Source organism: Micromonospora sp. NPDC049081, assembly GCF_040648835.1.
GTDB lineage: Bacteria > Actinomycetota > Actinomycetes > Mycobacteriales > Micromonosporaceae > Micromonospora > Micromonospora antibiotica.
Genome location: NZ_JBEZEK010000036.1, coordinates 42,131 through 51,838 on the forward strand (window position 1 = coordinate 42,131; position 9,708 = coordinate 51,838).

Annotated in this window: 8 protein-coding genes; 2 read left to right on the forward strand and 6 right to left on the reverse strand. The window is 72.2% G+C overall.

What is annotated here, in order from left to right; all coding sequences use genetic code 11:
* Positions 1–452: 452 nt before the first annotated feature.
* Positions 453–890, reverse strand: a complete 438-nt coding sequence (locus tag AB0B63_RS30445) for a hypothetical protein (protein WP_357025026.1) — start codon at positions 888–890, stop codon at positions 453–455.
* Positions 891–975: 85 nt separating this feature from the next.
* Between AB0B63_RS30445 and AB0B63_RS30450 the strand changes: the two genes are divergently transcribed.
* Complete coding sequence (locus AB0B63_RS30450) at positions 976–1,143, forward strand: hypothetical protein (protein WP_357025029.1); 168 nt, start codon at positions 976–978, stop codon at positions 1,141–1,143.
* Positions 1,144–1,486: 343 nt separating this feature from the next.
* On the forward strand, positions 1,487–2,662 hold the full coding sequence (locus tag AB0B63_RS30455) for an EI24 domain-containing protein (protein ID WP_357025032.1): 1,176 nt from the start codon (positions 1,487–1,489) through the stop codon (positions 2,660–2,662).
* A gap of 292 nt (positions 2,663–2,954) precedes the next feature.
* Here the strand turns inward: AB0B63_RS30455 and AB0B63_RS30460 are convergent, their stop codons facing one another.
* From AB0B63_RS30460 to AB0B63_RS30480, 5 genes are read right to left on the reverse strand one after another with little or no spacing between them, the layout of a single operon-like run.
* Complete coding sequence (locus AB0B63_RS30460; RefSeq protein WP_357025035.1) at positions 2,955–4,436, reverse strand: NAD(P)/FAD-dependent oxidoreductase; 1,482 nt, start codon at positions 4,434–4,436, stop codon at positions 2,955–2,957.
* Between the two features lie 16 nt (positions 4,437–4,452).
* Positions 4,453–6,273, reverse strand: a complete 1,821-nt coding sequence (locus AB0B63_RS30465) for an ABC transporter ATP-binding protein (protein WP_208566885.1) — start codon at positions 6,271–6,273, stop codon at positions 4,453–4,455.
* Positions 6,270–7,040 (reverse strand): class I SAM-dependent methyltransferase, encoded by a 771-nt coding sequence (locus AB0B63_RS30470; RefSeq protein ID WP_357025039.1) that lies wholly within the window; start codon positions 7,038–7,040, stop codon positions 6,270–6,272. The genes AB0B63_RS30465 and AB0B63_RS30470 overlap by 4 nt, the downstream gene beginning before the upstream one ends.
* Positions 7,037–7,603, reverse strand: a complete 567-nt coding sequence (locus AB0B63_RS30475) for a hypothetical protein (RefSeq protein ID WP_208566887.1) — start codon at positions 7,601–7,603, stop codon at positions 7,037–7,039. The genes AB0B63_RS30470 and AB0B63_RS30475 overlap by 4 nt, the downstream gene beginning before the upstream one ends.
* A complete protein-coding gene (locus tag AB0B63_RS30480) occupies positions 7,600–9,579 on the reverse strand; it encodes an alpha/beta fold hydrolase (RefSeq protein ID WP_357025043.1) in 1,980 nt (659 codons plus the stop codon). Before AB0B63_RS30480 ends, AB0B63_RS30475 begins: the two co-directional genes overlap by 4 nt.
* Between the last annotated feature and the right edge of the window lie 129 nt (positions 9,580–9,708).

Here is a 9,708-nt window from a genome sequence, read left to right on the forward strand (position 1 = left end):
GGCGTCGACCGGCACCGCAATGACTGGTGGTTCTCCCGTGGATGACTTGGCAGGCTGTGGTCAGCGTCCGGATCGAGCCGGCAGGTGCTACGACAACGCTGAGCGCTCCTGCTGATGAGTTGAAGGAGGACCTCCGCGCTCGCGTACCTGCGTGCGGTGTGACCACCGTATGTCCGGCCTGCCGACGACTACCCCAGCGGGTTGTGTGAGTCGACGGCCCGGCCGAAGTGCTGCGTCTTGACGCTTCTCCACGAGGGCATGCAGACCGGCGAGGACCGATCCGTGGGGAGGTCGGGAGCAGTTCCGAGTCGTGGTCGGCTGCTGTCCTACCGGGAGCTTCGTCCTGTCCGGAGCACTCTTACGCCCCGTCCTACCTGCTCAGGCCCCCTTGATCACGATGATCACGATGCCCTGTCCAACTGGTGCCGTGTGCCGTCCGTGGTCACCCTGTTTCAGAGCTCGACCATGGCGAGCGTCCACTGGCCGTGATCGTCTTCCCAGAGGGTGACGATCTCGCCGACCGGGAGCGAGTTGTACTCGTGCCGCTCATCCTCCTCGTAGAAATCGCCATCCTCCACGATTGCCGCGACTATGCGCAGGGCGTCTTCGCGAGTGCCGTCGGTGGCTGCCCGGATGCGGGAGACCCGCCACGTGACACCGCTGAGGTCGCGGCCGATGAGCGCACTACCGGGTACGAGATTCTCGTCGTCATCATCGATCTGGAAGAGAGTGCCGGGACCGTCGACCAGTAGCGTGTCGGTGTCGCCGATCATCAGGCTTTCGTCGATGACCTGCTGTTCGCCGCGGAGCACCGCCGGGTCGAGCCAGGCAGGCCGCCGGTCGAGTCCGACCGCCCCGATGAAGTCTCCCCAAGCGTAGAGCGCATACATGCACGCATGTTATACAGCGGCAAGCCCCATGCTTGTTCGGAGGAACGGATGACAGCGGGTGTGCTCCGCCTCTACTCAAGCGGCCGTGCTGCCGTACGGCTTCTCACCCGAGGTGCGGGCGGAGCTTGAACGGCTGGTCGACGACCGTTCGGTGCGGGTCCGGCTGGCGATGGCAACGTCCGAGGTCGTCCCGCCGCACACCAGCAGGCCCTCGGTGCTGATCCGACGACGCGGTGGCCAGTGCGGCCCGTGAATTCGGTCCGGCATCCGGCAGGTCCTCGGTGGTTCGGGCACCCCGTCTCGGTCACCGGCGATCCGCGACCGGCCCAGGTCGATCCGGTGGTGCCCCGTGTGCTGAGGCCGGCAGCGGGCAGGCAATCTCTGCGGCGGTGTGCCGTGGGCGGGGTGGCGGGTGGGTGGCCTGGATCGTTAGTGTCCTAAATGGACAACGCCTCGGTGGTCCGGGCATGACTGAGCGTCGAGAATGCCGTCGTCCACACGAAAACTCGGACGATCCGCAGGATCGGCCACCGCCAACGGACCGTTGAGAGTCTTCGGCCCGCGAGGCTCGATCGAACCCCTGGAGGGCCTGAGGCATGGATCCGCAGCCGCGTCCGATTCCGCCGACCGCCCAGATCCTCCCGCCGGCCTATCGCTTCCCACCGGCCTACGAGGTCCCGTCGAGTGCGCAGCTGGCGCCAGTGGTATCGGGGAAACAAGCGGCGCCGGCTGCCGGTGGGCCGATGGCACGGGACGGGGCCGGTTCGACAGCAGCCCGGATGGCGGGGGCTGCCGGGCATGCCGTCGGGGTCGCGGGGTACCAGACGCTGCGCGCCGCCAAAGCGGCCGGCACCGGGATCGGCCGGTATTTTATCGGTGTCGGGTACTTCTTCCGCGGCGGCAGGCTGTTCGTCACCACTCCCGGCCTCTGGACGTTCGTGCTGCTTCCCCTCGCGCTAACCGGTTTGGCGCTGCTGGGCTTGCAGGAAGCCGTCGGGCTGCTGGTCGATCGGCTCACCGGTTTACTGCTTGGGATCACGTCCGGCTGGCCCGAGGTCGTGCGATGGATCGTCGACAAGGTGCTGTGGGTTGCGGTCAGCCTGTTCTTCCATGGCGCGATGACCGCGCTCACCGTGCCGCTGACCATGCTGTTCGGGGCGGCGTTCTTCCCGGCCCTGACCCGCGACGTGATCCGGCGCACCGGCGGGACGAGCCGGGGAGCGCCGCCCTGGTACCGCTCGGCGGCGGTCTGCCTGCGTCAGACGTTCATCGTCACCCTGGTTCTGCACGTGGGCTGGCTGATCATTCTGCCGCTGCTGTGGATCCCCGGCGTGAACCTCGTCGCGGCCTTCGGAGGCGGTTTGCTGTTCAATGGCTTTCTGATCGGCTCGCTGGTGCTCGCCGTGCCGCTGCACCACCATGGCGTGAGAGGCGTCGGTGAGCAGATGCGCTTCGCTTGGCGGAACCTCGGCTTCACGCTCGGCTTCGGCATGACCAGCATCTGCTTCCTGATTCTGCCGGTGTTGTCGCTGCGGATGCTCACGCTGCTGCCGATCAGCCCGGTGTTCGCGGTGCCGGGCGTCGCCCTGTACCTGCTGACCGCACCCTCCACCCTGGTCGGGGCGGTCCTGCTACACCAACGGATCGAGTCGGCCGGCAACGCCGGAGCGGCCCGCGATGTCGACTCCGCCGGGAGTGTTTGGGCATCCGGGAATGGTTGGTCGACCGAGCCCAGCGCATTGCCGGCCGCCAATCCCGCGTCCCAGCCTTAGTACCTCTTCGGGGAAATCACCTGATGGTCCATTGAGTCAGTGGGTGCTCGGGAGCCGTCGGATCAGTGCGCGCCGCGTGGACCTGGGCACGCCTCGGTGCGCCTAGCGCTCCGTCCGGCGGTCGTTGCCGCTGCCGGGTGATTTAGACGTATCAAAGGGCTGCCTGGTGACTCGTCACAGATCGATGCGGCGGGCTGAGCGATATCGGGTATGGCCCGCCCGAGAAGACCCGACGTCCTGCACACAACGCCGATCGACGCCCGCCCCACTCGGTCGACGCCGCCCGTATAGGTCAGTGTCCGCCGCGGATCAGGTCGAGGGGGGCGGTGCGGATGCCGAAGTGCTGCCGTAGGGCGCGGCCGGCGGCGTGCAGTCCGGACATGCCGTGCACGGCCGGGCCGGGTGGGGTGGAGGCCGAGCAGAGGTACACGCCGGGCAGCGGGGTCCGGTACGGGTCCCAGCGGGCCGCCGGCCGCATCACCAGCTGCCACCCGGTGACCGCCCCGCCGGAGATGTCCCCCCCGACGTAGTTCGGGTTGTGCATGCTGGCCTGCGCCGCCGGCACCACGTGGGTGGCCAGGATCAGGTCGCGGAAGCCGGGCGCGAAGCGTTCCACCTGGGCGACGATCTGGTCGCTGACGTCGCGCGGGGAGCCGTTCGGCACGTGCGCGTACGTCCAGAGCACCTGCTTGCCGGCGGGTGCGCGGGTCGGGTCGACCACGCCGGGCTGCACCGCGAGCACGTAGGGGCGTTGCGGGTGCCGGCCGCGTACCACCGCGGTTTCGGCGATCCGGGCTTCGGTGGCCGAGCCGACCAGGTGCAGGGTGCCGGCGCGGGCGCAGTCCGGATCCGCCCACGGCACCGGCCCGGAGAGCGCGAAGTCGACCTTGCACGCGGCCCCGCCGTACCGGAAGGCACGCAGACTGCGCACGTAGCCGGCGGGGAGCCGGTCGCCGGCGATGCGCAGCAGGCCGGCGGGGGAGACGTCGAGCAGGACCGTGCGGGCGGGCGGCAGGTCGGCCAGGTCGTCGATCCGGTCGCCGGTGACCACCTGGCCGCCGAGTTGCCGTAGCCGGTTCACCATCGCGTCGGTGATCGCCCGGCTGCCCCCCTCGGGGACCGGCCAGCCGACCGCGTGGCCGAGGGTGGCCAGCAGCAGGCCGGCCCCGGCCGGGGCGAGCCGGCGCGGTGGGGCGATCGCGTGCGCCGCCACCCCGGCCAGCAGCGCGGCGGCCTCCCCGGTGCGGAACCGGGCCGCCGCGGCCGGGGTGCCCTGTTCCAGGGTGCGGATCCCGAGCAGCAGTGCGGCGAGCGGGTCGCGGGGCATCCGGCGCAGGTCGGACATGGCCGTGTCGACCACTCCCGACCAGCGTCGGACCAGCGGCCCGAGCAGGGACCGCCAGGCCGCCCCGTCGGGACCCAGCCCTTCGGCGGTACGGTCCAGATCCCGCCAGGCCAGCGCCGCCCGCCCCCCGTCGAGCGGGTGGGCGTACGGGATCTCCGGCTGCAACAGCCGTACGCCGTGCGCGGCCAGGTCGAAGGCGCGGAAGAAGGGCGAGGCGAGGGCCATCGGGTGCACCGCCGAGCAGACGTCGTGCCGGAACCCGGGCAGGGTCAGCTCCTCGGTCCGGGTGCCACCGCCGATGGTCCCGGCGGCTTCGTGCACCTGGACGCTCAGTCCTGCCGAGGCGAGCACCAGCGCGGCGGCCAGCCCGTTCGGGCCGGAGCCGACCACCACCGCGTCCAACCCGCCGGCTGCCGCCTGCGCTCCCATGGTGTGCCCTCCCGTCTCAGACCAACGCCTGTTCCGCAGCCAGACTGGCGTAGAGCGCATCGGTGCGGACCAGCTCCGGGTGCGAACCCACGGAACGGGCCGTGCCATTCTCCAGCACGACGATCTTCTCGGCGGCGAGGACCGTGGAGAGCCGGTGCGCGACCACGACCACGGTGGTCCGGCGGGAGATCTCCTGGATCACCTCGCGTAGGGCGGCTTCGTTGGTGGCGTCCAGTTGCGAGGTCACCTCGTCGAGCAGCAGCAGCCGGGGACGGCGCAGCAGGGCGCGGGCCACCGCGATCCGTTGCCGCTCGCCGCCGGACAGGGACAGCCCCCGGTGCCGGATCGGAGCGTCCAGGTCACCGCCGAGCCGGTCCAGCAGGGTGCTGAGCCGGGTGGTCCGCAGCACCGCGTGGATCTCCTCGTCGGTGGCGCCGGGGGTGGCGTACGCGACGTTCTCCCGCAGTGTCCCGGCGAGCACCGCGACGTCCTGCTCGACGTACCCGATGGTGGCGCGTAGCTCGGCCAGCGGCCAGTCGGCCAGCGGCCGGCCGTCGACGAGGATCCGGCCCTGTTGCGGCTCGGTGAAGCGTTCGATCAGGGCGAGCACCGTGGTCTTGCCGGAGCCGGAGGGCCCGACCAGGGCGGTCAGCCCGCCCGCCGGCACGGTCAGGGTGAGGTCGCGCAGGGCCGGTTCGTCCCGGTCCGGGTACCGGAAGCAGACCTGTTCGAACACCACCTCCGCCGGCCCGCGGGTCGACCCCGCCCCGGTTGAGGTGGTGGGCCCGCCGGCTCCCGCCGGCACACCGGTTGCGGTGGTCGCCGGGGTGGCGGCGCTGACCGGCGGCGCGGGGGGCAGGTCGATCGGTTCGGTGGGCAGTGCGTCGATCTCGGCGATCCGGGTCAGCGCCGCCCGCCCGATCTGCAGGTAGGTGCCGGCGCCGACGAGCTGCATCACCGGGTGGCTCAGGTAGGCCACATAGAGCAGGAAGGCCACCAGCGCCGAGACGGGCATCGCGCCGCTGGCCACCCGTGCGCCGCCGACCCCGAGCACGACCAGGAAGGCGACCTGGATGGCCAGGCCGGCGCTGGTGCCGGCGACCGAGCCCCAGCGGGCCAGGCTCACCCCCTGCCGGTACGCGGTCAGCGCCGCCGCGTCGATCCGGGCCGCCTCGGTGGCCTCGGTGCCGGAGGCCTTCATGGTGGTGAACGCGCCCAGGGCCCGTTCCAGGGCGGCGCCCATGTCGCCCACCGACTCCTGGGAGCGCAGCGCGGCGGCGCGGATCCGGGGCATCAACAACCCCATGATGATCACCAGGAGCACCACCACGACCGCGGTCACCCCGAGCAGGGCCAGGTCGACCACCGCCATCAGTGCTACCGCGCCGAGCAGCATGACGCCGCCGGTGAAGATGTCGATCAGGGACTGGCTGGCGATCTGCCGCAGCAGCATGGTGTCCCCGGCGACCCGGGCCAGCAGGTCACCGGGGGCCTGCCGCTGTAACGCCGGCACGGTGAGCCGCAGCAGGTGCCGGACCAGGCCGCGCCGCCCGTCCAGGGCGACCGCCTCGGCGGTGCGCAGGATCAGGTAGTTGCCGATCCCGAGCAGTACGGCGGCGATGATCACCAGCCCGGTCAGCACGACCAGCGCCCGACCCACCCCCTGGCCGGCGGTGAGGCCGTCGATCAGGGCCTTGGCGGCCAGCGGCTGGGCCAGTCCGAGCAGGCTGGAGGCGAGCAGCAGCACGGCGGCGGCCACGAACGGCCCTCGGTGTGGCCGGACGTAGCCGGCGATCATGCGTAGCCAGTGCCGCTCGCCGGCGGCCGGGGTGCTCACCGGTCACCCGGGGCGCGGTAGACGGTGACGTACATCGGTTCCGTGCCGGTGAACTCGTTGCCGGCCCAGTCGCTGTGCCGGGCCAGCGGGACCAGTCCGGCCTGTTCGGCGTACCCGTCGACCTCGTCGGGGGTGGTGAGTCGGCTCAGCTCCGAGGCGATCCGGGACCGGCCCTCGGAGATCCAGATGTGCGCCAGGTGCCAGATCCCGTTCGCCACGTCGATGGTCGAGTACGACAGCAGCCCGGTGTCCTGGCCGGGGTAGGGCACGAAGAAGGAGTCCCGGGCCCGGCCCTGGTTGAGTACGGCCAGCGCGAACTGCGGGTTGTGGGTCTCCACCACGAGGAGCCCGCCGGGGGCCAGCCGGGCGGCGGCGGCCTGCACGACCCGTTGCTGTTCCTGCGGGTCCAGCAGCATCGACAGGGTGCCGCAGATGCAGTAGACCAGCCCGTACCGGCGGTCGTCGGACCAGTCGCGGATGTCGCCGTGCACCGGCGTGACCGGGCGGGGTCGCTCGGCGAGGGCGGCCCGCAGCGCGTCGAGCATCTCCGGCGACGAGTCCACCCCGACGATCTCGCCGACCCGGTCGGCCAGCGGCAGGGCGATCCGGCCGGTGCCGACGCCAAGCTCCAGGGTGGGTGCTCCGCCGCCCGGGTGCAGGCCGGCGAGGTACGCGACGGCCGGCTCCGCCGCCGTCCCGCCGGGGAAGAGTTGGTCGTAGAAGTCGACGAACTGGCGTCCGTAGCCGCTGTCGGCGATCTCAGTCATCTCGGGGTGCCCTCCGGCAACGGTTCGAACGGGGAGACCAGCAGGTAGTCCGGCTGGTGGGATTCGTCGTAGCCCGCGCTGCGGGCGATCACGAACTGGAATCCCCGGGGTACGTCGGCCCCGGCGTACTGCCGGCGTACGGCGTGCGCGACGAAGTCCCGCAGCACCTCGTACGGCGCGGTGGCGGTGATCTCGACGCCGGGGGTGCCCAGGTGCACGATCAGGTCGGCGCAGATGTCGAAGATCGCCTTGTCCTGCCGGCGTTCCGGGAACCAGACCACCTGCCGCCAGTGCCGGCGTGGGATGTGGGTGGTCTCCACCCAGCGGGTCTGCGTGCCGTCGGCGGTGAGCACCCGGTGCAGGACGTGGAAGTCGTGCTGTGCCGGTTCGGGGGCGAAGAAGCGCCAGTTGCCGATGAGCAACCCGGGTACGTCGTAGCGGCGGAACCGGTCGAAGACCTGTTGCGGGTGCTGACTGAGCACGGTAACCCCGAACCAACCGACCAGGCCGGCGGTGATCGCCGTGGTCAGTGGCCGCAGGTCGGAGCCGACCCGGCGGCTCATCGCCGGACCTCCGGCTCCGGCTCGGTGACGTCGTCGACGAACGCGGTGAGGATCGTGACGACCTCCGCGGACCGGTCGGCGTCGGTGAGGATCTCGTCGTGGTCGGCTTCGGCGATCAGGTGCCGCTGCGCCCGGGGTGCCGCGGCGGCGAACTCGTCGTGCAGGTCGGCCTGGACGGAGTCGGCACGCGCGGTCCGCCCGGCCGTCACCACCACCAGTGGTACGTCGATCCGGGGCAGCCCGGTGCTCTCGTCGGAGAAGCGTTCCTGCACCACCCGCCACTCCCGCCGTGCGGCCGCCCAGAGTTCCGGGTCGCGGTACTGGGCCAGGGCCAGCGGGCGGACGGGCTCGGGCAGCCGGTCGATCCAGGGGGCCCGGGGCAGCAGCGAACCGAATCCGGCCCGCAGCGAACCGGGCATGATGGCCAGGGTGCTGGTCAGCGCCCGGCCGCCCTCGGCCTGCCGTAGGGAACGGCGTAGTTCGGCGGGGTGGCTGGAGTCGACCAGGGCCACCCCGTGGACCTGTCCGCCGAGTTGTGCGGCGGCGAGCAGGGCCAGGTAGCCGCCGAGTGAGTGGCCGACCAGGACCACCGGGCGGTCGCCGGCGACGTGCCGGGTCAACTCGACCAGGTCGTCGACCATGGTCTCGAACCGGTACTCTCCGGTGCCCCGGTAGCGGCTGGCGCCGTAGCCGGCCCGCTGGTAAGTGACCGTGGTGAACCGGTCACCGAGCGGACCGGCGATCCGCTCCCAGTGCTCGGCGGTGGCGGCCATCCCGCTCTCCAGCACCACCACCGGCCCGTCACCGGCGGACCCGCCGGACCGCACCCCGGCACCGGCGGGTCGTGCCTCAGCCCCGCCGGACCGCACGCCGGCACCGGCGGACCGCGCTTCAGCCCCGCCGGGCCGTGCCCCGGCACCGGTGGTGCGGTCGGGTGGCGGGTTGCCGGCGTACCGGTAGGACAGGACGTTGCCGGCGGCGGTGGTGACGGTGCGCTCGTCGCCGCGCCCCCGCTCGATCAGCCGACGCCGCCGGACCCGGGCGACCTGGCCGGCGGCGAAGAGCACCAGACCGGCGGCCGCCGCCACGGCGGGCAGGGTGTCGTCGCGCCGGAAGCCGGCCGCGTCGCCGGTGCGTTCCCGGGGCCGGGTGGTGTAGGCGACCGCCGGATAGGTGGAGGTGAACGCCCAGAAGAACCGGCCGAGCCCCATCACCCGCGCGTTGACCAGGTGAAACGCCCCGGCGGTGGCGAGCAGGTACGGCGCGGGGCGGCCCTTCGCGGCGTAGGCCAGCGGGAACGCGCACTCCATCGCCAGCACCCCGTGGGCGGCGAGTTTCGTCAGCCGGGGGTAGCGGCGCATCAGCTGCCAGACCTGCGGGTCGCCGTAGGTGAGGGTCCGGGTGATGCCGGGCAGGGCGCGTCCGCTGCGCCAGGTCTCGCTGGGCAGCTTCGCCCAGCCGGAGACCGTGTACGACAGCACCGACTGCAGGGCGACGAACCAGAGGCAGGCGTCGACCACGGCGGGCCGGCGCTGGCCGGCGCGGGCGGCGGTGGTGAGCGCCTGGACCAGGAAGGAGACCTGGTCGGCGCCGTCGCTGCCGTACAGGTGCTGGGCGTGCAGCGCGGCCTGGCTGCCGGTGAGCACCGCGTTCGCGGCGACCCGCTGCCGGCGGCCCAGCGGCAGCCAGAGCGCGGCCGCCGCGACGGCCCGGCTGACGTGCAGCGCGGTGGCCACCCGGTCGTTGGCGGCCAGGTCCAACGCCCGGGTCAGGCGGGGGGCGTGCTCGTGGAAGGTACGCCGGTTGACCGCCCAGTTGTTCGCCCCGCCCCGCTGCCGGTCCCGGCTGCGGGTGAGGTACTCCAGGCTGGCGAAGAGGTGGGTCACCGAGCTGATCCGCTCGGTCCAGTTCAGCACGGCGGAGCGGTCGAACGTGGCGGGCGGCCGGAGCCGGCGGTGCCAGGGTGCTCTCTTCATGGGTCAGCGCTTCCTGATGGTGCGGGGAGGAGCGGGGCGGGACGGGTGGGCGCGCTGCTGCCGGCCAGCGAGACCAGCTTCGCCGGCTCGGTCACCGAGCGTCGCCGCGAGCTGCTCGACAACCTGGCC

Excerpts from the sequence above, each read along its gene's own strand:
- AB0B63_RS30455 (WP_357025032.1), top strand. The coding sequence starts at position 1,487 with ATGGATCCGCAGCCGCGTCCGATTCCGCCGACCGCCCAGATCCTCCCG.
- AB0B63_RS30460 (WP_357025035.1), bottom strand. The coding sequence starts at position 4,436 with ATGGGAGCGCAGGCGGCAGCCGGCGGGTTGGACGCGGTGGTGGTCGGC.
- AB0B63_RS30475 (WP_208566887.1), bottom strand. The coding sequence starts at position 7,603 with ATGAGCCGCCGGGTCGGCTCCGACCTGCGGCCACTGACCACGGCGATC.
- AB0B63_RS30470 (WP_357025039.1), bottom strand. The coding sequence starts at position 7,040 with ATGACTGAGATCGCCGACAGCGGCTACGGACGCCAGTTCGTCGACTTC.
- AB0B63_RS30480 (WP_357025043.1), bottom strand. The coding sequence starts at position 9,579 with ATGAAGAGAGCACCCTGGCACCGCCGGCTCCGGCCGCCCGCCACGTTC.
- AB0B63_RS30445 (WP_357025026.1), bottom strand. The coding sequence starts at position 890 with ATGTATGCGCTCTACGCTTGGGGAGACTTCATCGGGGCGGTCGGACTC.